Below are 21,460 nucleotides of genomic sequence, written 5' to 3' on the forward strand. Positions count from 1 at the left end.
GGATCGCGGCCGCGCTACGCGCTCGCCACTTCGTTCGGCGAAGGTGCGCCGCCCGGCCCGTCGCCCTGCGCTGCGCCGTCCGCGCCGTGCTGCCCCGCGACGACGCCGGCGTCGATCAGCGCACGCGCGTCGTCCGGCGTATAGCCGAGCTCGCCGAGCAGCGCGCGCGTGTCCTGGCCGAGTGCGGGCGGCGCCGCGCGCAGCCGCAGGCGCTCGCCCGCGAGCGTCAGCGGCAGCAGCGCGGTGCGCGTGTCGACCGGCCGCCCGGCGCTGCTCGCATCGGCCGGCAGCGTCACGGCTTCGAGGCCGCCCGTTGCCAGCAGATGCGGATCGTCGAACAGGTCCTGCGGCTTCGTGATCGGCGCATACGGCAGGCCGATCGATTCGAAGATCGCGCCGATCTCCGCGGCGGAGTGCGGTGCGAGCCGCGCGCGCAGCTCGGGCAGCAGCCACTCGCGCGCCTGCACGCGCAGGTTGTTGGTCGCGACCCGCGGATCGTCCTTCAGCGCGGCAAGGCCGAATGCATCGCAGAACAGCGCCCACTGCGTGTCTGACACGACCGCGAGAAAGATCTGCTCGCCGTCCTTCACGGAGAACACGTCGTAGACGGCCCACGCGGAAATCCGGCTCGGCATCGGCGACGCGGCCTGCCCCGTCACCGCGAACTGCATCATGTGCTGCGCGACGAGGAATACGTTGTTCTCGAACAGCGAACTCTGCACCTGCTGGCCGCGGCCGGTGCGCTCGCGCTGCGCGAGCGCGGCCATCGCGCCGATCGCGCCGAACATGCCGCCCATGATGTCGTTTACGCTCGAGCCCGCGCGCAGCGGCCGCCCGTCGGGGCCTGTCATGTATGCGAGGCCGCCCATCATCTGCACGACTTCGTCGAGCGCCGTGCGATGCTCGTAGGGCCCCGGCAGGAAGCCCTTGTGCGATACGTAGACGAGGCGCGGATTGAGCGTCGACAGCGCGGGATAGCCGAGGCCGAGCCGGTCCATCGTGCCGCTCTTGAAATTCTCGCTGAAGACATCCGCCGTCGCGATGAGGCGCAGCACGATCTCCAGCCCGCGCGGATCCTTCACGTCGACCGCGAGGCTCTTCTTGTTGCGATTGAACATCCCGAAGAAGCCCGCGCCGGAGCCGCGCAGCGCACGCGTGCTGTCGCCCGCGAGCGGCTCGATCTTGATGACTTCCGCGCCGAGATCCGCGAGCAGCATTCCACAGGTCGGACCCATCACCATGTGCGTCATCTCGATCACGCGCACGCCTTCGTACGGCAGCGCCGAAGCCGGTTGGCGATCGTTCATTGCGCGACTCCCGTCAGGCAACCTTCCGGTTGGGCCGCGGTCGGTGCGCGGCCGTCCGCATAGCGGAAGCCCTTCGGCAACCCGGCGTCGGGCACGTGGCCGTATAGCGCCTCGGACGGCAGCGCCGCATGCAGGATCGCGCGCGCAGCGAGCAGCGCGTCGACGTCGACACCCGTGTCGCACCCCATCGACTCGAGCAGAAACACGAGATCCTCGGTGACGATGTTGCCGGTCGCGCCCGGCGCATACGGACAACCGCCGAGGCCGCCCTGGCTCGCGTCGATCGTCGTCACGCCCGCGTCGAGCGCCGCGACGACGTTCGCGAGCCCCTGCCCGCGCGTGTTGTGGAAATGCGCGCCGCCGGCCTTGTCGCCGACTTCGCGCCGCAAGCTGGCGAACAACCGGCGCACCTGCGCCGGGTTCGCATAGCCGCTCGTATCGGACAGGCCGATCTCGTCGACACCGCATTCGGCCATCGCGACGGCCATCGCGATCGTCTCGTCGTCGCTGACGGCGCCCGCGATCGTGCAGCCGAACGCGACCGACACGCCCGCTTCGATCTGCACCGACGGAAACCGCGCATCGCGCAGCGCGACGATCGCGCGCACTTCGTCGATCATCTGCGCGGGCGTCTTGCGGATGTTCGCCAGCGAATGCGCTTCCGTCACCGATACCGGCAGCGTCAGCTTGTGCACACCCGCGTCGAATGCGTGTTCGGCACCGCGCAGGTTCGGCGCGAGCGCGGCGACGTGCAGCCCCGGAATCGCCAGCGCGTGCACAACGACTTCGCGCACGTCGGCCATCTGCGGCAACAGCCTGGCCGGCACGAACGACCCCACCTCGATCTCGCGCAGGCCGGCCGCGGCCAGCGCGGTGATCCAGCGCAGCTTGCCAGCCGTCGGCATCACGGTCCTGATGCTCTGCAGGCCGTCGCGCGGCCCGACCTCGCTCACCAGCACCTTCGGATATTCGGAAACGCTCATTCGACACCTCATAGTTCTATCTGAAAGAACATCGTTCTGTTTGACAGAACTTTAGATGCGCATCGAATGGGCTGTAAGCGGGGTATACCCGTGAAATTGCGATTTTATGGAACTTGAGTTCTGCCAGACGGAACGATATAGTCGGCAGAACATCATCCGAAGGAAGCACGCAGTGCCTACGACTCAAGCAGATCACGCCGGCGAAGAGCCCGATTCGTCGGCCGAAGCCTCCAGCGGCGTCGCCGTTCTCGATCGTGCGTTCGCGATCCTCCGTGCATTCGGACCGACCGACGACCGGCTGTCGCTCGCCGAGCTGTCGCGCCGCACCGGGCTGTACAAGAGCACGATCCTGCGCCTGCTCGCCGCGCTCGAACATGGCGGCTTCGTGCGCAAGCTCGACGACGGCCAGTACGCGATCGGGCACGAGCCGCTGCGGCTCGCCGCGCTGTACCAGCGCTCGTTCCGGGTCGGCCCGGTGGTCGAGCCGCTGCTCGAGACGCTGAGCCGCGAACTCGGGGAAACGGCGTCGTTCTACGTGCGCCAGGGCGACATGCGCTCGGTGCTCTACCGGGTCGAGCCCGCGCGCGCGGTGCGCGTGTCGATTCGCGTCGGCGAGGAATTTCCGGTTCGCCAGGGCGCGTCCGGGAAGGTGCTGCTGGCCTTCACCGACACGCATGACGCACGCTGGAACGACGTGCGCGAACACCTGTGGGCCGCGTCGTACGGCGAGCGCGACCCCGAGACGGCGTCGGCGTCCGCGCCCGTGTTCGGCGCGGCCGGCGAATGCGTCGGCGCGCTGACGGTGTCGGGCCCGAAATCGCGGCTCGCCGCCGCGCCGGCGATGGCGGCGGCACTCGCGATGCTGCTGCCGCTCGCGCAGAAGGCGACCGTCGCGCTCGGTGGCGCGGGCGCACGCTACGATGCGACCGCCGTGCGCGACAGTCTCGCGCGGCTCGCGTCGGCAGCGGACGACCCCGCATAGTATTGCGAGCGTGGGTTGGCCGTTCTCGCAATATAGGCGGTGGCCAACTCACCGACCAGCGCTGGCTCAAATCCAAGTAATTCAGTCGATTCAGGTTTTCTCAGCCTGCCAAGCGCCTGATCGAACAACGGTCGATTCGAATCATCCTTTCAGTCACATTCACAGGTCGCCGTGGCCTGATCGGCCCGCGCGACGCGTCACTTCATCTGCATCAGCTGAATCAGATTCCCGCACGTATCGTCGATGATCGCGACGCGCACGGGCCCTGCGTCCATCGGCTCCAGCGTAAACCGCACGCCGTGCGCCGTGAGCCGCGCGAACTCGCCGTCGAGATCATCGACCTGGAACGATGCCGCCGGAATGCCGTCCTCGTACAGCGCCTGTTTGTAAGGCCCCACCGCACGATGGTTGCTCGGTTCGAGCAGCAGTTCGGTGCCGTCCGGCTGGTCCTGCGACACCACGGTCAACCAGCGGAACTCGCCCACCGGGATGTTGTTCTTCAGCTTGAACCCGAGCTTGTCGGTATAAAACGTCAACGCCTTGTCCTGGTCGTCGACAAAAATACTCGTCACGTAGATTCGCATCGCGCGTTCTCCTGAAATGATCGCCCTTCGCTATTCTTCGTCGAAATCGATGACAAACGCATATCCGCCGTCTATCGGCTTGCGCAGATAGCCGTCGAAGTCGTCGGCGATCACCGCGTAGCTGTGATCGTGCAGGAACCGCTGGCGGCCCGCTTTGCGCCCGCTTACGTGATCTGGTACGTCGACGCCGGCACGAACTCCTCCGGCATCGCGCGATCACGCAGTTCGAGCACCGACCGCTCGATCGTCCGCGTCATCGCATCGAGCGCCAGCGCATTCGGCGCGAGACCGAACGGTTCCGCCACCTCGCTTGCGATCGCTTCGAGCGCGATCAGCGTGTACGAGATGAACACGCAGATCAGCGGCGTGAAGAACTCCGTCGAATCGACGAGACCGAACGGCAGCAGCACGCAATACGCGTACACGGTACGGTGCAGCAGCACGCTGTACGAGAACGGAATCGGCGTGGTCAGGATCCGCTCGCAGCCGCCGACCGACTTGCCCAGCTCGTCGAGCTGCGCGTCGAGCATCCAGCAGGTCACGTCGCTGCCGGGTGCACGGCCCAGTACGCGGACGATCTCGCCGCGCAGTTCGTCGAGGATCGCGACCGGCTTGTAGCACTTGCGCGCAAGCACGTCGGCGTGCGCCGTGCCAAGGATCCGCTGCAGGTCTTCGGTCGGATCGGTATGACGCAACTGATGCTTCAGCGCATAGGTGACCGCGATCAGCAGATCGGCGAGCCGGTTGCGTTCCGCGTCGCCGATGCTGTCGGGCAGATAGCGCCGGATCTGCGACGTCAGCGTGCGCGACGCGATCAGCAGGTTGCCCCACAGATGCCGCGCTTCCTTGAAGCGCTCGAAGCTCGCGTTGTTGCGAAACCCGAGGAAGATCGCGAGCGCGAGCCCGAACAGCGTGAACGGCGCGGTGTTGAGCGGAATCTTCTCGCCGAAGATGCGCCCGTTCGTGAAGACCGCCAGCGTGCTGACGATCGCCATGAACACGAGTTGCGGAATGATCGATTGCAGCACGGAGCCGTTCCACACGAACAGCATCCTGAGCCAGTTTTGTTGTGGTCTGACGATCATGATGTTTTCTCGACTGCCGAAGAAATACGCTATGCGGCTCGCATCGCGCCCGATGCGCAACGGCCCGCGCGTGGCGGGCCGCTTTCGGGTAAGTACCGTGCCGGGCACAGCGCTGCGCGTGATGATACGCCCGCGCGCGCCGCGCCCCGTCACATCGCGCGCCGCTCAGTGATAGCCGATGTCGCCCTCGCGCACCTTGCCGCGAAACACGCGGTACTGCATCGCGTTGTACACGAGGATGATCGGCAGCACGATCACGGTGCCGACAAGCGCGAACAGCTGGCTCGAATGGCTCGACGACGCGTCCCAGATCGTCAGCGACGGCGGCACGATGTTGGGCCAGATGCTGATCACGAGCCCCGTGTAGCCGAGGAACACGAGCGCGAGCGTCAGCAGGAACGGCGTGGCCTCGTGCTGGCGCTTCACCGTGTGGAAGATGCCCCACACGCAAGCGACGACGAGAATCGGCACCGGCACGAACCAGCCGAGATTGCCGCTGCCGAACCAGCGGTGCGCGACGGCCGGCAGCCCGATCACGGTCCACAGGCTCACCACGGCCATCACGCCGAGCAGCACGCCCGTGAGCGGCTTCATCAGCAGCCGCATCTTGCGCTGCAGTTCGCCGTCGACCTTCAGGATCAGCCAGCCGCAGCCGAGCGTCGCATACGTGACGAGCACGCCGATCCCGCAGAGCAGGCTGAACGGCGACAGCCAGTCGAACGGCCCGCCCGCGAACCGGCCGTTCTCGATCCGGATGCCCTGCAGCAGCGAACCGAGCACGATCCCCTGGCAGAACGCCGCGAGCGCGGAGCCGCCAATGAACGCGAGATCCCACATGTGTTGCGTGCGGGTCGCCTTCGCGCGCAGTTCGAACGCCGCACCACGAAAGATCAGTCCGACCAGCATCAGCACCAGCGGCAGGTAATTCGCGGGCAGCAGCGTCGAATACACGACCGGGAACGCGCCATAGAGGCCCGCGCCGCCGAGCACGAGGAACGTCTCGTTGCCGTCCCACACCGGCGCGACGGTGTCGAGCATCACCTGGCGCTCGGCCTTCGCATCGAAGAACGGAAACAGCAGGCCGATACCGAGATCGAAGCCGTCCAGCATCACGTAGATGAACACGCCGAGGCCGATGATCGCGGCCCACACGACAGGAAGATCGATTTGCATGACTTACTCCGCTTCGGTGACGTTCAGCGGCGTGGACAGCGCGCTCTTGCGCAGCCCCGGATGCCGGTGGAGCTCGATGTATCCGGCCTGTGCAGCCGGCCCGCGCTTCATCAGTTTCATCATGTAATAGATGCCCGTTCCGAATACCAGGAAGTACACGACCACGAAGATCAGCAGCGACACGCCGACCTGCTGCGCGCTGAGCGGCGCGACCGAATCGATGGTGCGCAGCACGCCGTACACGGTCCACGGCTGCCGCCCGACCTCGGTCGTGATCCAGCCGGCCAGCAGCGCGACGATGCCCGATGGCCCCATGCCCACCACGAACCACTGGAACCAGCGGGTTTCATACAGGCGCCCGCCCTTTCTCAACAGCAGCCCGAGCAGCGCGGTCAGCAGCATCAGCATCCCGAGGCCCGCCATGATCCGGAACGTCCAGAAGATGATCGGCGAATACGGGCGGTCCTGCGGCGCGAATTCCTTCAGCCCGCGAATCTCGCCATCCCAGCTGTGCGTGAGGATCAGGCTGCCGAGGTGCGGCACCTGGATCGCATAGCGCGTGGTTTCGGCCTGCATGTCGGGCAGCCCGAAGAGGTTCAGCGCAGTGCCGCCCTTCTCGGTTTCCCACAGCCCCTCGATCGCCGCGATCTTCGCCGGCTGGTATTCGCGCGTGTTCAGCCCGTGCGCATCGCCGACGACGATCTGGATCGGCGCAAGCACCAGCAGCATCCACAGCGCCATCGAGAAGCTGCGCTTCACCGGCTCGTCGCGACGCCCCTTCAGCAGGTGCCACGCGCCGCACGCGGCGACGATGAAGCCCGCGACGATGAACGCCGCGATCGTCATGTGCACGAGACGGTACGGGAACGACGGGTTGAAGATGATCTTGAACCAGTCGACCGGCACGACGAGACCGTTCTCGATCTTGTAGCCCTGCGGCGTCTGCATGAAGCTGTTCGACGCGAGGATCCAGAACGTCGAGATCAGCGTGCCGACCGCGACCATCAGCGTCGCGAAGAAGTGCGCGCGCGGGCTCACGCGTTGCCAGCCGAACAGCATCACGCCGAGAAAGCCGGCTTCGAGGAAGAACGCCGTCAGCACTTCATACGTGAGCAGCGGCCCCGTGATGTTGCCCGCGACGCGCGAGAAGCCCGCCCAGTTCGTGCCGAACTCGTACGCCATCACGACGCCGGAGACCACGCCCATCCCGAAGCCGATCGCGAAGATCTTCGACCAGAACTGGAACATGGATTTGTAGGCGGCGTCGCCAGTGACGAGATAACGCCATTCCAGCACCGCCAAGAAGCTCGCCATGCCGATGCTGATCGCGGGAAACACGATGTGGAACGACACCGTGAACGCGAATTGCAATCGTGCGAGATGGAACGCATCGAAGATTTCCATGACCGTAATTTGCTCGTGGTTGTGAGGACGTCCGCCCGAAGCAGGAAATCGCGCGACGGCTTGGCGACGGCACATGCGAACACAAACGGTCACTCGCACGGCGTCGAAGCGTGAATGACGATATCGCGTTTCAGACGATACTCGCAATCGCCGCAGCGTGTACTGAAACTGTGCTCGTTGCGTCGCCGAAGATGTGTGTACGGAAAACACATTTCGTGCTCCGGGGATGGCCAGCTGTACTGCTTTCTGCGTTGCGGCGCTGTGCATCCGGCGCGCTGTCCACCGCCCTTAACATGTCATCCAACGCCTGTCCGCGGCGACGGCCCGCCCGGCAGCATCCATTCCCGTCGTTCGGCGTACGCGCCGAACCCGGCCGACCCACCGGCCGCCCCGCCTGGAGAAAACCGCATGGAGTCCTGCACCCGCCGCGACGATCCGACCGGCAGCACCGCGTGTCATGTGACGCGTCATCGTGCCGGCGAAGCGCGCGACAGCGTCGATCGCGTCGTCGACGAAACGCCGGTTGCACTCGTGTTCAACGGCATCTCGCACACGGTCATGATGGCGACACCGATCGACCTCGACATGTTCGGCCTCGGCTTCGCGCTGAGCGAAGGTATCGTCGAGCGTGCGTCGGACGTGTTCGACATCGAAAGCGAATGCCGGCGCGGCAGCGCCGAAGTGCGGCTCACCGTGTCGCAGCAGGCGTTCATGGCGCTGAAGGCGCACCGCCGCGCGCTGGCCGGCCGCACGGGTTGCGGCGTATGCGGAATCGAAAGCATCGCGCAGCTCGACCTGCACCCGCCGCGCATCGATGCCGCCGGCGCGGCTGCCGGTATCGACGCCGACGCGATTGCACGCGCCGCGCGCGCGTTGCCCGCCCGCCAGACGCTGATGCGCGAGACGGGCGGCATCCACGCGGCCGCATGGTGCGACCGCGACGGCACCGTGCTCGACGTGTTCGAGGACGTCGGCCGCCACAACGCGCTCGACAAGCTGATCGGCGCACTCGCGCGCCGCCGCGCCGACCTGCGCGCGGGCTTCGTGTTCCTGTCGAGCCGCGCGAGCTACGAACTGGTGCGCAAGGCCGCGCGGGTCGGCATCCCGATGATCGCGACGATTTCGGCGCCGACGTCGCTTGCGATCGACGTCGCCCGTGAAGCCGGCGTGCGGCTGCTCGGCTTCTGCCGCAACGACGGCTTCGTCGAATACGTATCGCCCGACGCCGTTCATCCCGACCCACCGGCGCTTGCGCAAGCGCATCCGGCCTTCCCTTCATGAAACCACTGATCGATTTCGATACCGCGCAGCAGCATTTCGCCGGCGCGTTCGCGCCGCTTGAAGCAACTGCCTCCATGCCGGTCGCGGAAGCAGCCGGCCACGTGCTGGCCGCGCCGCTGACCGCCGTGCTCGACCAGCCGCCGGCCGACCAGAGCGCGATGGACGGCTACGCCGTGCGTCACGCGGACCTCGCGCACGGCGAGCCGCTGCGCGTCGCGCAGCGCTGCTATGCGGGCGATACGCCGGCGCCGCTGGCCCCGCGCACGGCCGCGCGCCTCTTCACCGGTAGCCTGATTCCGCCCGGCGCGGACACCGTCGTGATGCAGGAGCACGCACGCGAACAGGACGGCTGGGTCGCGTTCGACGCGCCGCAGCGCAGCGGCTCACATATCCGCCGCCGGGGCGAGGAAGTGCGCGCCGGCGACCTGCTCGTGCCGGTCGGCGTGCGGATGGGCGCGATGCATGTCGGCGTGGCCGCCGCACAAGGTTTCGTGCGCATCGATGTGCGCGCGGCGCTGCGCGTCGGCATCCTGACGACCGGCGACGAACTCGTCGCGTGCGGCCAGCCGCGCGCACCGCAGCAGATCTACAACAGCAATGCGCCGATGCTCGCCGCGCTGGTATCGGGAACCGGAGCCAGCGTCGCGATGCGCCGGCATGCGGCCGACACCGCGCCCGCCGTCGATCGTGCGCTGCTCGACCTGCACGCGTGCTGCGACCTGGTGATCTGCGTCGGCGGCGCGTCGGTCGGCGACAAGGATCTGCTGCGCCCCGCCCTGGCCGCGCTCGGCGCATCGTTCATCGTCACCGGCGTGCGCATGAAGCCCGGCAAGCCGGTCGCGCTCGCGCGGCTCGACGCGCGGCCCGTGGTGCTGCTGCCCGGCAACCCGGGCGCCGCGATGACGGCGTTCGCGCTGTTCGTCGCGCCGCTGATCCGCTGCCTGCAGGGGCGCGACGCGCGCCTGCCGATCGTGCCGTCGCTGCCGATCGACATCGACTTCGAACCGGATGCGCAGCGCGAGCGCTTCGTGCGCGTGCGCTGCGCCGTCGGCCCCGGCGGCACGCCCGTACTCGATACGCTGCGGCAGCAAGGCGCCGGCACGCTGCAGTCGCTCGTGCAGGCGAGCGGGCTCGCGCGGCTGCCGGCCGGGCGGCGCATCGCGCGCGGCGACGCGGTACCGTATTACGAATTCGCGCACTGGCTCGCATGAGCGCGACGCCGCATAGCCGCCTGATGCAACACATTCGCCGCGCATCCCGCACGGCGAACTGTATTCCTGCAATTCGGGGGCGATTGTGTCCCTGCCGGAAAAGTCCGGCGGACTATGCTCACGATGAGGCTCGTCACGACCCGTGCGCCGACACGTCGGCCCACACGCGGCCGATCGGCGACGCCCCTCCGCTCACCTCATGCAGGCCGACGAACCGATCGTGAACGCCCTCGCTTCCGCCACACCGGCCGCCGCCGCTTCATCCGGCGACGCATCGCCCGGCGCCTTCCCCCGCACGTCCGACACGCTCGGCCGCCCGCTGCGCGACCTGCGCCTGTCCGTGATCGACCAGTGCAATTTCCGCTGCGGCTACTGCATGCCGCGCGAAAGCTTCGGCGCCGACTATGCATTCATGCCGTCGTCCGAGCGGCTGTCGTTCGCGCAGCTGGAAAAGATCGCGCGCGCATTCACGTCGCTCGGTGTCGAAAAAATCCGCATCACGGGCGGCGAGCCACTGCTGCGCCGCAACCTCGAAGCGCTGATCGAGCGGCTCGCCGCACTGACGACCGTCGACGGCAAGCCCATCGAAATCGCGCTGACGACCAACGGTTCGCTGCTCGCCGCAAAGGCGCGCACGCTGCGCGACGCGGGCCTGTCGCGTGTGACCGTGAGCCTCGATGCGCTCGACGACGCAGTGTTCCGCCGAATGAGCGACACCGACGTGCCCGTGTCGCGCGTACTGGCCGGCATCGAAGCCGCGCAGGCGGCCGGGCTCGCGCCGGTCAAGGTCAACGCGGTGATCGAACGCGGCGCGAACGACGACCAGATCCTGCCGCTCGTGCGGCACTTCCGGCATACCGGCGTGGCCGTGCGCTTCATCGAATACATGGACGTCGGCGGCGCGAGCTTCTGGTCCGGCGACAAGGTCGTGCCGGCCGCACGGATGCGCGCGCTGATCGACGGACACTATCCGCTCGTGCTCGTCGGCGAACCGGCGCACGACGCGACCGCGATCCGTTGCCGCCACATCGACGGCGCGGGCGAGGTCGGCTTCATCGCAAGTGTGTCGCATCCGTTCTGCGGCACCTGCTCGCGCGCCCGCGTGTCGGCCGACGGGAAACTCTATACGTGCCTGTTCGCGACGCAAGGCACCGACCTGCGGCCGTGGCTCGACGATGCGGCGCCGGTCGACACGCTCGCCGCCGCCGTGCGCGATCGCTGGACGCAGCGCGACGACCGCTATTCCGAGCGCCGGGCCGCACGGCCGGCCCGCGCGCCGGGCAAGACCTATCCGACCGTGCGCATGTCGCTCGTCGGCGGCTGACGGGCCGCCGCGCGCCGCACGACGCACCGCCACAGGAGAACCGTCATGACGAGCTTCACCGAATCCCGCGCCGGGCTGCCGGACGATCCGTTGCGCGCCGGCAGCCACCCGCATCCCGCCGACGCGGCCGACCCGCACACCGAGCCGCCGCCGGCGATTGCCGCCGGTTTCGAAGTGCGCGTGCAGTACGCGCCGATCGACGCGGGCGCCGAGCTTGCGCCGATCGTTCGCAATCCGAATGTCGGCGCGGTCGTGAATTTCCTCGGTGTCGTGCGCAAGGAAGGCGATGTCGACGACGTCGTCGCGCTGGAAGTCGAGCACTATCCGACGATGACCGAACAGGCACTGTGGAGCATCGTCGAGGAAGCCAGCGCGCGCTGGCGGCTCGAAGCGGTCAAGATCGTGCACCGCGTCGGGCGCATTCCGCTCGGCCAGGCGGTCGTGCTGGTCGTGGTGGCCGCCGCGCATCGCGCGTCCGCGTTCGATGCGTGCGAATTCCTGATGGACTTCCTGAAGACCCACGCGCCGTTCTGGAAGAAGGAGATCCGGCACGACGGCGCATCCGGCTGGGTCGAGGCGAAGTCGCACGACGAGCAGGCGATGCGGCGCTGGGGCTGACCGCGCCCGCTTCGCGTTTACCGATTCCGCCGATCCTGCTCACGACCTCGCCATGAAACTGACGATCAAATACTTTGCAAGCATTCGCGAACAACTCGATCTCGACGAGGAAATCGTCGAGATCGATGCGCGAGAACTCACCATCGACGCGCTGCGCAGCACGCTCGCCGCGCGCGACGCGCGCAGCGCGGAAGCGCTGCGGATGGACCGGCCCGTGCGGGCGGCCGTGAATCTCGAGATGGTGACGGGGGGATTCGTCGTGCGGGAGGATAGCGAGGTGGCGTTTTTTCCGCCGGTGACGGGCGGGTAAGACGCGCGTCAAACGCGCTGCTTCGGTGCGGCGCTCTCGCCGAAGCGGCGCGCGTATTCCGTGGGGCTCATCGCGAAGCGGCGTGTAAACGCCTTTCTCAACACATCGACGCTACGGTACCCGTTCCGGCGACAGATGTCGGGCATCGATTTCTCGCCCAGCGCAAGCGAACGACAAACCGCCTCCAGCCGGACGTTTTCGACATATTTCGCGGGCGTGGTCTGCAATTCCCGCTGAAACATCCGCATCAACGTTCTGACGCTGGTCGAAGCCCTGGCTGCCATTATCTCGACGGTGAGGTCCATATGCAGATGCTCGCCGATCCAAAGGCATAACGCGTTCAGACTTGAATCGTGTGCGTGCTGCGACTGAAGTGCGAAGCTGAACTGCGCCTGTCCGCCCGGGCGGCGCAAGAACAGGACCAGATTCTTCGCGATTTCCAGCGCAAAGTCGTTTCCCAGATCTTCGCCAACCAGCGAGAGCGCGAGGTCGATTCCCGACGAGATGCCGGCCGACGTATACACGTTGCCGTCTTTCACCCAGATGGGCGCCGGGTCCACCTGCACCTTCGGATAGCGCTCCGCCAGGCGCCGGGCGACACCCCAATGCGTCGTCGCCCGGCGTCCGTCCAGCAGGCCGGCGGCCGCGAGTGCGAACGCGCCAACACAGATGGAGCACACGCGACGCACTGTCGGCGAGCGCGTTCGAAGCCACTCTATCGCGGCCCGATCAACCTGTTCGTACGTCCTGGAGCCCGTCGTCACGAGCAAGGTGTCGATGGGTCTGTTGTCACGACGCTCCTGCTCGAGCGTGCTATGCCCTCTGAGCCCGATGCCCGTTTCGCTGTCCAAGTGGTTATCGGCAGCCGAGCAGACCAGTTCGAGCACGTACGGCGCAGTACCGCCGCCGTAAAGCTGATTCGCCCACGCGAATACTTCCGCCGGGCCGATCACGTCGAGCGCGTCCACCGGCGGCAAACCCAATATGACAACCCGCTTCTGCCCCGCGTCTGCAGGCGGGGCGACCGGTTTCGTCGGTTTTCTCATGAGCGCGGTCCACGTGTCAGGGCGTTCGGGCAGGCAATTGTGGCAGAAATCGTCCTGTATCTGTCATTTGTGCCATCGTCGCGCCGCCTAGACTGGGCAACTCTGCTACTTTGCATGTCCTGGAGATATACCGTGCTTAAACCCGTGGTTATCGGCGAAGTCAGTGCGCCGGACTCGAAGATTGCCGCCCAGGCCGCTTCCCTCGTCGAACAGGTCCATTCCCCGGCCATGATGCATCACGTGCACCGGACCTGGTGGTTCGCCGAATTCCTGGGCAGGAAGCGGGGCTTGAAATACGACCGGGAAGTGGTGTATCTCGCGTCGCTGCTTCACGACCTTGGCCTCACGAACGAATTTTCCGCCGACCAGCGCTTCGAAGTGGACGGTGCCGATGCGGCCAGCCGCATCCTGCTTGCCCACGACTACCCGAAAGCGAAAACGGAACTCGTGTGGGATGCGATCGCGCTTCACTCTGCCGGCGGCCTCGCCGATCGCAAGCAGCCGGAAATCGCGCTCGTTTATATGGGTGCCCACCTCGACGTCTTCGGACTGTTTCTCGACGAAGTCACGCCATCGCTGATCGACGACACGCTCGCGCTCTATCCTCGCGTCGGATTTAAAGCAGCGTTTACCGAAGCGCTGGCTGAAGTCGCCAGAAAAAAGCCTCATACGACCGTCGGCACCGGGATCGCCGATATCGGCCGGCGCCACGTACACGGTTTCGACATTCCGGACGTATGCGATCTGATTCATGATGCGCCGTTCGAAAGCTGACGCAACCTATCGCCAGCCCCCTCCCTCGCAGCGACCATCCACCGGTTTCTCGCACCAGTGATGTGCATGGCAACCGTCAGGCATCTAAAGCAATCTGCATAGTTGGAGAATGAACATGCATGTCAAGACTCGAGGAACGCGAATTTATACGGACGAGCGCGGGAACGGTGAACCGGCGCTCCTGTTTCTGCATTACTACGGCGGGTCGAGCCGAACCTGGAACGGCGTGATCCATGACCTGGGCGGGCGGTATCGAACGGTCAGCATGGACCACCGCGGTTGGGGCAACTCGGACGCGCCCGAGCAGGGTTATGCGATCGGCGATCTCGCAAACGACGTGCAGGACGTCATTGAAGCCCTGAAGCTCGAACGCTACGTGATTGTCGGCCACTCGATGAGCGGAAAGGTCGCGCAGCTGTTCGCGTCGCGCCGGCCGCCGGGACTCGAGGGCCTCGTCCTCGTCGCACCGTCGCCGCCGTCACCGATGCACTTTTCCAGCGAGCAGCGTGCCGAGATGGCCCAAATCTACGACACCCGGGAGTCGATCGGCTGGGCGCTCGACAACGTACTCACCGCGAAAAGGCTGGCGCCGGAACTTCGCGAACAGGTTATCGCCGACAGCCTGCGCGGCGCACCGCAGGCGAAGCGCGCATGGCCGCTCGGCGGCATGGTCGAAGACATTACCGCTGACGTCACGTCGATCGACGTACCCGTCGTCGTCATCGCCGGGGAACTCGATCAGGTCGATCGGCCGGAGACACTGCAGAACGAATTGCTGCCGCGAATCCCGGCAGCCCGAATGCTGGTGCTCCCCGGTACAGGGCATCTTTCTCCCCTCGAAGATCCAGTTGCGATCGCAACGGCCATTCGACAATTCATGGAACAACCGGGGATATCACTTCACGGAGATGCCTGAAGGTCCGCCCTCAAAACGGTTCACCGCCTGCAGGCCACGCGATTCATCGCGCTGATCGGCGGCCCGTTACCGCCGAGGCGCGCGGCGTGAAGTGACAAAGGCGGCAACCCGGCGCCCGACTGCTTGCCGGTCGCGCCATCGACGCGCTCGTTCAGGCCGAACGCTTCTTGACCGACACCGCGTACATCGCCGGCGATACGTTCACGCTCGCAGACATCGCCGCCTATACGAGCGCCTTTGCCATGAGACAGGCGCTCGATTGGTCCGCGCTGCCCCTGCTTCACGCCTGGTACACGAAAATCGGTGCGCGGCCGGGCGGCGCTCACGCCCCGTCGCACATCGCGGCACCCTGGGCCCGGCTCGCCAGATAGTCGACCATCCGCTGCGCAGCTGGCTGCAGCGCGTCGAAGTTCCTGAACCTCCGCGCGTATCTGGAACGGCGCGATTGACGGCGATTGATACGGCGGCGCTACCGTATCGTCAAAAAAACAAAGCCGGCACAAGGCCGGCTCCGTCGTTGAAGCGCAAGACGCCCTACGCCCCCCCTTCACCGCATGCACGCCGCGGCCAGCTTGCCGACCGCGATCACCGCCTGCTCGACCTCCGGCGACCACGGGCTGCTGTAGTTCAACCGGATAAAGTTCCGGTAGCTGTCCGTGATCGAGAACATGTAGCCAGGCCCGATCGTGATCCCCTGCTCCAGCGCAAGCTGGTACAACCGCATCGCATCGACCTGCGCGGGCAACTCGACCCACAGCACGTACCCGCCGGCCGGGCTCGAGATGCGCGTGCCTTCCGGAAAGAACCGCGACACCATCGCACGCATCAGGTTCGCCTGCTGTGCATACGCCTTGCGCAAGCGCCGCAGGTGATGCTCGTAGCCGTCCCGTTCGAGAAACTCCGCGATCGCCAGTTGCGGCAGCGACGGCGTCGCGAGCGTGTTCAGGAATTTCAGCTTCTCGACCTGATCGCGATAGCGGCCCGGCAACGCCCAGCCGATCCGGTACGCGGCCGTCAGGCTCTTCGAGAACGACGAGCAATGCAGCACGATCCCGCTGCGGTCGTAGGACTTCAGCGAACTCGGATGCGTATCGCCGAAATACAGTTCGTTATACACACCGTTCTCGATCAGGGGCATGCCGGCCTTCGTTGCGAACTCCACCAGTTCGCGCTTGCGCTCGTCGGGCATCTGGAAGCCGAGCGGGTTCTGGAAGTTCGGCATCACCATGCACGCGGCGATCGGCTGCGACTTCGCGATCGCCGCCAGCGCCGCAATGTCGATCCCGTATTCCGGATGCGTCGCGACCTCGATCGCCTTCATCCCCATCCGCTCGATCGCATGCAGCATCGCGTAGAACGTCGGCGATTCCACCGCGATCGTGTCGCCCGGCTTCGCGACCGCCTGCAAACACAGGTTGATCGCCTCCGTCGCGCCGACCGTCACGATGATCTCGTTCGGGTCCACCGACATCCCGTTTTCCAGGTAGCGGCGTGCGATCTGCCGGATCAGCCGCGGATGGCCGGGCGGCAGCCCGTCCGTCACGCCCCACAGCGACTTGTCGCGGCCGGCCGCATACGCGTAGCGGTTCAGCTTCTCGAACGGAAACAGGCTCGGGTCCGGATACGGCGAGCCGAGCGGCACCGCGTCGTCCGTGCCGATCGAGCGCAGCGTCGACAGCACGAGCCGGCTCACGTCGACCGACGACGAGATCGCGATCGGCTTCGACGGCCGCAGCTCGCGCACGGGTGCGTGACTGTCGTCGCGACGCAGGTTCACGAAATAGCCCGACTGCGGCCGGCTTTCCAGCAGCCCGCGGCTTTCGAGCAGCAGGTAGGCGTGCAGCACGGTCGTGATGCTGATCCGGTGCTGCTGGCTCGCCTGCCGCACCGACGGAATCCGGTCGCCGTGCCGGTACACGCCCTGGCGGATCAGGCGCTCGATGTCGTCCGCGAGTTTTTCATAGAGTTTCATCGTGCGCCCTCCGCCCGCACGCGCAGCCGCGCCGCCATGCCGTGTGCGTCCGCGTCGCACGCGTTCCGCCCGCCGACCGGGCCGTCGTGATTCCTGATCTTTCCCTCCGGTTTTGCCTTTTCCATCGCACTGGCTCTCTCTTGAAGATGCGCCGACAGGGTCCGGACCAACTGGATCTGCGGCACTGTGCACTTGATGGTTGAATCTTAAAAGCAGAACAGTCGGCGACGAGTACACACATCGATCATGCGAACAAGAGTACAGTTCGGCGCGAATCGCGCATGGCGGGAGAACTGTACATCTTATGAAATGGCAGTGCGGCCGGAAGCCTTGCGCGGCGCGGCTGAACCGGGCTGAACCGCCCTGAAGCGCCGGCCGCACGGCCTTTCGTCCGACTGTCGCAATCGGGGTGCAATACTGTGCGATCGCACGGTTTTCATTGGTGGAGTCAGACCATGCAGCACACGATCGAACAGGCATCCGACCTCGGCGGCGTGATCCGCGCCGCCCGCAAAGTACAGAAATGGCGCCAGAACGACGCGGCCGGCCGCCTCGGCGTCAGCGAGTCGTTCATGGTCAAGGCCGAGCGCGGCGCGGACACCGTCCAGTGGGGCATGGTGTTCCGGATCCTGCAGGGGCTCGGCGTGCGGATCGTCGTCGACCTCCCCGATGCGGGCGACGAACTGCTCGCACGCGAATCGGCACGCGCGAGCCACCGCGCCGACGTCCGCGCATCGCGCGCCGCCGGCAAGGAGACCGCGCATGACTGACCGCAATCTTGCCGCCCTGCTCGTCGCGCGGTTGACCGGCAGCGCAGACCATCCGCGCTTCACCGGTACGCCGATCGATCTGTCCGCGCTCGACGCGCACACGCTCGGCGCGGTCTGGCCGGCGCTGCGTCGCACCGAGCGCGAGATCATGCAGCGCGAGTACGCGTACGACGATCCGCGCGCCGAATTCGCACGCTGGCTGCGCGGGCAGATCGATGCGCTCGGCCTCGTGCCGCTGGTCGACGCCGATGCCGCGCTCGAACTGTTCCGCGACATCCCGCCCGGCGCATGGCAGCGCGCGCTGGAGGAACTGCCTTGCCTCGACGCGCTGCCGTCGCCCGCGCTGCAGGCCGAACTTGCCCGCATCGCGGGCGAACCGGAGGAAGGCGGCCTGCGCGCCGCGTCCGCGTACGGCGCCTATGCGCTCGACTGGTTCGCCGGCCTTCGAGATTTCTCGGCGCGACGCGACGCGTATGCGCAAGCGCTGGCGGATTCGCCGTTTCGCGTGCGCGAACTCGACGTGCTGCCCGAGCTCGGGCCGCCCGCGCTGCTCGCGCTGGCCGCGACGAACGACGGCTATTTCGCGCCGAAGCGGCTGTGGATCGACTTCAGCGATCCGGCCATCACGCTCGCGGAAGACGTCGCGTACGTCGAATTCGCGCGCGACGCGCTGACCGAGGCCGCGCGGCAAGTCGCGGCGCTGCATGCCGGCGCTGTTCCGTACGAGGCCGATCGCGCGTTCACGACCGACGACGCGCAAGTCGTCGCACGCGCGGCGCGCGTGGCCGCCTACCGCGACGAAGCCTGGCTGCGCCCGCTGATCGGGCCGCTGCTGACGGGAGTGTGCGTCGCGCCAACGGCCGCGAAGACGGCGCCGTCGCAGTCGCTCGCGATCGCACTCGGCCATGCGGTCGAGACGATCCCGACGCCCGAGAGCGTGCGCGCGCTGCGCGACGCGCTGGCCGCCGTGCGTCATGCGGGCGTGCAGAAGAAGCTCGCGCGCAACCTGAAGCCGGCCGAACGCGCGCTCGGCGAGCGGCCGCATACCGCGCTGCGCATGACGCTCGACGCGAAGCCCGACAAGAAGCAGCTCGCGATGCTCGCCGCGTGCATGGAAGCGGGCTTCTGGCAGCCGATGACGCTCGGCCACGCCGAATGGCGCGAGCGGCTCGTCGATGCGCCGGCCGGCGCCGCGTTCTCCGCGCGCATGATCTGGCACGCGCGCAGCCGCGACGGCACCGCGCGGTCATTCATGCCCGAGATCGCGAAGGGCAAGGTCGTGCTGCGCGATGCGGCCGGGCACGCGTGCGACGTCGCCGACGACAGCGACATTCGCTTATGGCACCCGTTGCTGGCCGCTGCGGACGAGCGGCTCGCGTGGCAGCGCGCGGTCGTTGGCCGCGCGCTCCGGCAGCCGGTCAGGCAGGCATTCCGCGAGTACTACGTGCCGGCCGACGGCGACGCCGCGGCCAGCGATTCCGCGATGTTCGAAGGTCACGTGCTGTCGAGCCGGCCGCTGCTCGGCGTCGCGCGCCGCGAAGGCTGGTCGATCCGCGCATACGACGACGGTCTCGTCCGCGAATTCGGCGACGTGCGCGCAACCTTCCTGGTCGATGCACGGCTCTATCCCGGTTCCGAAAGCCACGGCACGTCGCGCCGGCTGCACTTCGAACGCCGGCACGAACGGCGCTGGGTGCCGCTGCCGATCGGCGAGATCGATCGCGTCGTGTTCTCGGAAGTGGCGCGCGCGGTCGACCTGCTCGTCAGCGTCTCCGCGTTCGCGCTCGACGACGACACAACGCATGCGGCGGCCGCCGCGCTCACGATCGACCCGGTTCGCCTGCGCGAAATGGAAACGGAACGCTGGCAGCGCCTGAACCGGCTGTCGGATTTGCCGCTGGGCGTGATGGCGCGGCATCGCAAGCACGTGCTGTCGCTCGTGTTCGCCGAGCCGATTGCACAAGGCAGGATGACGATCGATGAACGCCACGTGCGCGTCGGCGCGTGGTCGGTGCATTGCGCGACCGGGCGCGTGACGCGCGACGGCGAGCCCGTCGATGCCGCGATCGAGCCACCGCCATCGCCGCTGCGCGCGGTGCCGTGGCTGCCTTACGACGAAGCGCTGCTGCAGCGGATCGTCGACGTCGTCGCGGGCTTGCTCGCCTGACCAGCCGCCGTCAGATCGAGCCGAACAGCGCGCGCGGCCGGTCCTTCAGCGTGCCGGACAAAATCCGCAGCCCGTTGACGAGCTCGTCGCGCGTGGCCGGACACGCGAGGTTGATGCGCACGCCGTGCTCGATTTCCGCGCGATCGACCGCGAACGTCGACGACGGCATCACGATCACGCCGCGCGCCTTCGCGTTCGCGGCGAAGTCGTCGGCACGCCATGGCGGCGGCAGCCGCAGCCACACGAACATGCACGCGGGGTCGGACTTCAGTTGCCCGGCCGGCAGCAGTTCCCGCGCGAGATCGACGCGCGCGCGGATCTCCGCGAGTTGCGCGCCCATGATCCGCTCGGCGGTGCCGTCCTCGATCCACACCGTGGCGATCAGCATCGACGTCGGCGCGGGCATCCACGCGGTCGTGCGCACCGCTTCCGCGCACAGCGCGACGCTGTCGCGCGGGCAGCTCAGGTAGCCGAGGCGCAGCCCCGGCGCGAGGACCTTCGAGGTCGCGCCGATATGAAACGTCAGCTCGGGGCACAGCCCCGCGATCGCCGGCAGCCGGTCGCGCACGAGCGGCCCGTATACGTCGTCCTCGATGATCGTCACGTGATGCCGCCGCGCGATGTCGACCAGCGCCATCCGCCGTGCGAGGCTCATCGTCGTCACGGTCGGGTTCTGCAGGTTCGGCACGACGAAGATCGCCTTGACCGGCATGCGCTGGCAGATCCGTTCGATCTCGTCGGGCAGCAGGCCGTCGTCGTCGGCCGGCGCACTGACGATCTCGAACTGGAACACCGGCGCGAGCGCCTTGAGCCCGTAATACGTGAGCCGATCGGCCACGATCACGCCGTCGGTGCCGATCAGGCTGTTCAGCACCGCGTACAGCCCGTGCTGCGCACCGCTCGTGACGACCACCTGGTCGCGCGACGGCGCGAAGCCGGGCGCGGCAAGCCACTGCGCGCCGGCCGCACGCGCCCACTCGGGCCCCTGCGGCGGCTGGTATTCCTGCAGCGCGGCGAAACGCGGGTCGTTCGGCAGCGTGCCGAACGTCTGCGCGAGGCTCGCCAGAAACTCGCCGGTTGCCGGGCGGTTCACGGTCAGGTCGATCACGCCGTTGCCCGCTGCGAGCGACGCGCGGGCCGGCTCGATGCTCGGCATCGCACCGCCGGTGACGAGCGAGCCGCGACGCTTGCTGCCGATCACGAGGCCGCGCAACTGCAGTTCCTTGTACGCGCGGGACACGGTCGACACGTTGATGCCGAGTTCGGTCGCGAGCTGGCGCTGCGGCGGCAGGCGGCTGCCCGGCGGATACATGCCGCTGCGGATTTCCGCCTCGATCGAGCTCGATACCTCGACATAAGTCGGCCGCTTCGCCTGCGCCGGCGCACCGCTGTCGCGCTCGCCGGAAAGTTTGTCTGATGCCATTTGTCGCCTGTGACCACACAAAAAGCGTTTGTCTGCCATTTTTGCCTGCCCAGCGATTGTATATGACATCCCCTCCCCGTCAAACGTCAGCCGAAAAGTCTATCGAATCAGCCAGTTGAAATCGGGTAAA

General features: G+C 67.1%; 20 protein-coding genes. 11 read left to right on the plus strand and 9 right to left on the minus strand.

Annotated features, from left to right (window positions below; all coding sequences use genetic code 11):
* Positions 1-14: 14 nt before the first annotated feature.
* Both CUJ89_RS35275 and CUJ89_RS35280 read right to left on the minus strand, forming a co-directional pair.
* Positions 15-1,307 (minus strand): CaiB/BaiF CoA transferase family protein, encoded by a 1,293-nt coding sequence (locus CUJ89_RS35275; protein WP_114182058.1) that lies wholly within the window; start codon positions 1,305-1,307, stop codon positions 15-17.
* The gene (locus tag CUJ89_RS35280; protein WP_114182059.1) at positions 1,304-2,290 is read right to left on the minus strand and encodes a hydroxymethylglutaryl-CoA lyase; all 987 of its coding nucleotides are present in this window, start codon (positions 2,288-2,290) and stop codon (positions 1,304-1,306) included. The genes CUJ89_RS35275 and CUJ89_RS35280 overlap by 4 nt, the downstream gene beginning before the upstream one ends.
* A gap of 172 nt (positions 2,291-2,462) precedes the next feature.
* Here CUJ89_RS35280 and CUJ89_RS35285 point away from each other — a divergent pair, with 172 nt between their 5' ends.
* Positions 2,463-3,272, plus strand: a complete 810-nt coding sequence (locus tag CUJ89_RS35285; protein WP_114182060.1) for an IclR family transcriptional regulator — start codon at positions 2,463-2,465, stop codon at positions 3,270-3,272.
* 197 nt (positions 3,273-3,469) lie between these two features.
* On the opposite strand, the gene CUJ89_RS35290 is transcribed toward CUJ89_RS35285, so the two are convergent.
* From CUJ89_RS35290 to CUJ89_RS35310, 4 genes are all read right to left on the minus strand, one after another.
* Complete coding sequence (locus CUJ89_RS35290) at positions 3,470-3,856, minus strand: VOC family protein (protein WP_114182061.1); 387 nt, start codon at positions 3,854-3,856, stop codon at positions 3,470-3,472.
* A gap of 164 nt (positions 3,857-4,020) precedes the next feature.
* Positions 4,021-4,941 (minus strand): bestrophin family protein, encoded by a 921-nt coding sequence (locus CUJ89_RS35300; protein WP_114182062.1) that lies wholly within the window; start codon positions 4,939-4,941, stop codon positions 4,021-4,023.
* A 165-nt stretch (positions 4,942-5,106) separates the two neighbouring features.
* A complete protein-coding gene (cydB, locus tag CUJ89_RS35305) occupies positions 5,107-6,114 on the minus strand; it encodes a cytochrome d ubiquinol oxidase subunit II (RefSeq protein WP_114182063.1) in 1,008 nt (335 codons plus the stop codon).
* A gap of 3 nt (positions 6,115-6,117) precedes the next feature.
* Positions 6,118-7,518, minus strand: a complete 1,401-nt coding sequence (locus CUJ89_RS35310; protein WP_114182064.1) for a cytochrome ubiquinol oxidase subunit I — start codon at positions 7,516-7,518, stop codon at positions 6,118-6,120.
* Between the two features lie 408 nt (positions 7,519-7,926).
* On the opposite strand from CUJ89_RS35310, the gene fdhD reads away from it, so the two are divergent.
* The 5 genes from fdhD to CUJ89_RS35340 all read left to right on the plus strand — a co-directional run bounded on the left by fdhD (position 7,927) and on the right by CUJ89_RS35340 (position 12,262).
* Positions 7,927-8,799, plus strand: a complete 873-nt coding sequence (gene fdhD / locus CUJ89_RS35315) for a formate dehydrogenase accessory sulfurtransferase FdhD (RefSeq protein ID WP_114182065.1) — start codon at positions 7,927-7,929, stop codon at positions 8,797-8,799.
* Positions 8,796-10,010, plus strand: a complete 1,215-nt coding sequence (locus CUJ89_RS35320) for a molybdopterin molybdotransferase MoeA (RefSeq protein WP_114182066.1) — start codon at positions 8,796-8,798, stop codon at positions 10,008-10,010. The genes fdhD and CUJ89_RS35320 overlap by 4 nt, the downstream gene beginning before the upstream one ends.
* Before the next feature lie 199 nt (positions 10,011-10,209).
* Positions 10,210-11,334: a GTP 3',8-cyclase MoaA gene (gene moaA / locus CUJ89_RS35330; protein WP_114182067.1), complete on the plus strand. Its 1,125-nt coding sequence runs from the start codon at positions 10,210-10,212 to the stop codon at positions 11,332-11,334.
* Positions 11,335-11,379: 45 nt separating this feature from the next.
* Positions 11,380-11,952, plus strand: coding sequence for a molybdenum cofactor biosynthesis protein MoaE (locus tag CUJ89_RS35335; protein WP_114182068.1), 573 nt, complete (start codon positions 11,380-11,382; stop codon positions 11,950-11,952).
* A gap of 52 nt (positions 11,953-12,004) precedes the next feature.
* Positions 12,005-12,262: a MoaD/ThiS family protein gene (locus CUJ89_RS35340; protein ID WP_114182069.1), complete on the plus strand. Its 258-nt coding sequence runs from the start codon at positions 12,005-12,007 to the stop codon at positions 12,260-12,262.
* A gap of 8 nt (positions 12,263-12,270) precedes the next feature.
* Here CUJ89_RS35340 and CUJ89_RS35345 read toward each other — a convergent pair whose 3' ends face one another.
* The gene (locus tag CUJ89_RS35345; RefSeq protein ID WP_114182070.1) at positions 12,271-13,308 is read right to left on the minus strand and encodes a GlxA family transcriptional regulator; all 1,038 of its coding nucleotides are present in this window, start codon (positions 13,306-13,308) and stop codon (positions 12,271-12,273) included.
* Positions 13,309-13,440: 132 nt separating this feature from the next.
* Here CUJ89_RS35345 and CUJ89_RS35350 point away from each other — a divergent pair, with 132 nt between their 5' ends.
* The 3 genes from CUJ89_RS35350 (at position 13,441) to CUJ89_RS35360 (ending at position 15,369) form a co-directional block, all read left to right on the plus strand.
* Entirely contained in the window at positions 13,441-14,082 is a 642-nt protein-coding gene (locus tag CUJ89_RS35350; RefSeq protein WP_114182071.1) for an HD domain-containing protein, read from the plus strand.
* 115 nt (positions 14,083-14,197) lie between these two features.
* Positions 14,198-14,998, plus strand: a complete 801-nt coding sequence (locus tag CUJ89_RS35355) for an alpha/beta fold hydrolase (protein ID WP_114182475.1) — start codon at positions 14,198-14,200, stop codon at positions 14,996-14,998.
* Positions 14,999-15,135: 137 nt separating this feature from the next.
* The gene (locus tag CUJ89_RS35360) at positions 15,136-15,369 is read left to right on the plus strand and encodes a glutathione binding-like protein (protein ID WP_265341779.1); all 234 of its coding nucleotides are present in this window, start codon (positions 15,136-15,138) and stop codon (positions 15,367-15,369) included.
* A 176-nt stretch (positions 15,370-15,545) separates the two neighbouring features.
* Here CUJ89_RS35360 and CUJ89_RS35365 read toward each other — a convergent pair whose 3' ends face one another.
* Entirely contained in the window at positions 15,546-16,970 is a 1,425-nt protein-coding gene (locus CUJ89_RS35365) for a PLP-dependent aminotransferase family protein (RefSeq protein WP_114182073.1), read from the minus strand.
* Positions 16,971-17,425: 455 nt separating this feature from the next.
* Here CUJ89_RS35365 and CUJ89_RS35375 point away from each other — a divergent pair, with 455 nt between their 5' ends.
* Entirely contained in the window at positions 17,426-17,740 is a 315-nt protein-coding gene (locus CUJ89_RS35375) for a helix-turn-helix domain-containing protein (RefSeq protein ID WP_114182075.1), read from the plus strand.
* Positions 17,733-19,907: a DUF4132 domain-containing protein gene (locus CUJ89_RS35380; RefSeq protein WP_114182076.1), complete on the plus strand. Its 2,175-nt coding sequence runs from the start codon at positions 17,733-17,735 to the stop codon at positions 19,905-19,907. Before CUJ89_RS35375 ends, CUJ89_RS35380 begins: the two co-directional genes overlap by 8 nt.
* Positions 19,908-19,917: 10 nt before the next feature.
* On the opposite strand, the gene CUJ89_RS35385 is transcribed toward CUJ89_RS35380, so the two are convergent.
* Entirely contained in the window at positions 19,918-21,330 is a 1,413-nt protein-coding gene (locus CUJ89_RS35385) for a PLP-dependent aminotransferase family protein (RefSeq protein WP_114182077.1), read from the minus strand.
* Between the last annotated feature and the right edge of the window lie 130 nt (positions 21,331-21,460).

The sequence above is a fragment of the Burkholderia pyrrocinia genome (assembly GCF_003330765.1).
Taxonomy (GTDB): domain Bacteria; phylum Pseudomonadota; class Gammaproteobacteria; order Burkholderiales; family Burkholderiaceae; genus Burkholderia; species Burkholderia pyrrocinia_B.

Excerpts from the sequence above, each read along its gene's own strand:
- CUJ89_RS35280 (WP_114182059.1), bottom strand. The coding sequence starts at position 2,290 with ATGAGCGTTTCCGAATATCCGAAGGTGCTGGTGAGCGAGGTCGGGCCG.
- CUJ89_RS35320 (WP_114182066.1), top strand. The coding sequence starts at position 8,796 with ATGAAACCACTGATCGATTTCGATACCGCGCAGCAGCATTTCGCCGGC.
- CUJ89_RS35340 (WP_114182069.1), top strand. The coding sequence starts at position 12,005 with ATGAAACTGACGATCAAATACTTTGCAAGCATTCGCGAACAACTCGAT.
- CUJ89_RS35355 (WP_114182475.1), top strand. The coding sequence starts at position 14,198 with ATGCATGTCAAGACTCGAGGAACGCGAATTTATACGGACGAGCGCGGG.
- cydB (WP_114182063.1), bottom strand. The coding sequence starts at position 6,114 with ATGCAAATCGATCTTCCTGTCGTGTGGGCCGCGATCATCGGCCTCGGC.
- CUJ89_RS35345 (WP_114182070.1), bottom strand. The coding sequence starts at position 13,308 with ATGAGAAAACCGACGAAACCGGTCGCCCCGCCTGCAGACGCGGGGCAG.
- CUJ89_RS35335 (WP_114182068.1), top strand. The coding sequence starts at position 11,380 with ATGACGAGCTTCACCGAATCCCGCGCCGGGCTGCCGGACGATCCGTTG.
- CUJ89_RS35375 (WP_114182075.1), top strand. The coding sequence starts at position 17,426 with ATGCAGCACACGATCGAACAGGCATCCGACCTCGGCGGCGTGATCCGC.
- CUJ89_RS35275 (WP_114182058.1), bottom strand. The coding sequence starts at position 1,307 with ATGAACGATCGCCAACCGGCTTCGGCGCTGCCGTACGAAGGCGTGCGC.
- CUJ89_RS35380 (WP_114182076.1), top strand. The coding sequence starts at position 17,733 with ATGACTGACCGCAATCTTGCCGCCCTGCTCGTCGCGCGGTTGACCGGC.
- moaA (WP_114182067.1), top strand. The coding sequence starts at position 10,210 with ATGCAGGCCGACGAACCGATCGTGAACGCCCTCGCTTCCGCCACACCG.
- CUJ89_RS35290 (WP_114182061.1), bottom strand. The coding sequence starts at position 3,856 with ATGCGAATCTACGTGACGAGTATTTTTGTCGACGACCAGGACAAGGCG.
- CUJ89_RS35300 (WP_114182062.1), bottom strand. The coding sequence starts at position 4,941 with ATGATCGTCAGACCACAACAAAACTGGCTCAGGATGCTGTTCGTGTGG.
- CUJ89_RS35385 (WP_114182077.1), bottom strand. The coding sequence starts at position 21,330 with ATGGCATCAGACAAACTTTCCGGCGAGCGCGACAGCGGTGCGCCGGCG.
- CUJ89_RS35365 (WP_114182073.1), bottom strand. The coding sequence starts at position 16,970 with ATGAAACTCTATGAAAAACTCGCGGACGACATCGAGCGCCTGATCCGC.
- CUJ89_RS35310 (WP_114182064.1), bottom strand. The coding sequence starts at position 7,518 with ATGGAAATCTTCGATGCGTTCCATCTCGCACGATTGCAATTCGCGTTC.
- fdhD (WP_114182065.1), top strand. The coding sequence starts at position 7,927 with ATGGAGTCCTGCACCCGCCGCGACGATCCGACCGGCAGCACCGCGTGT.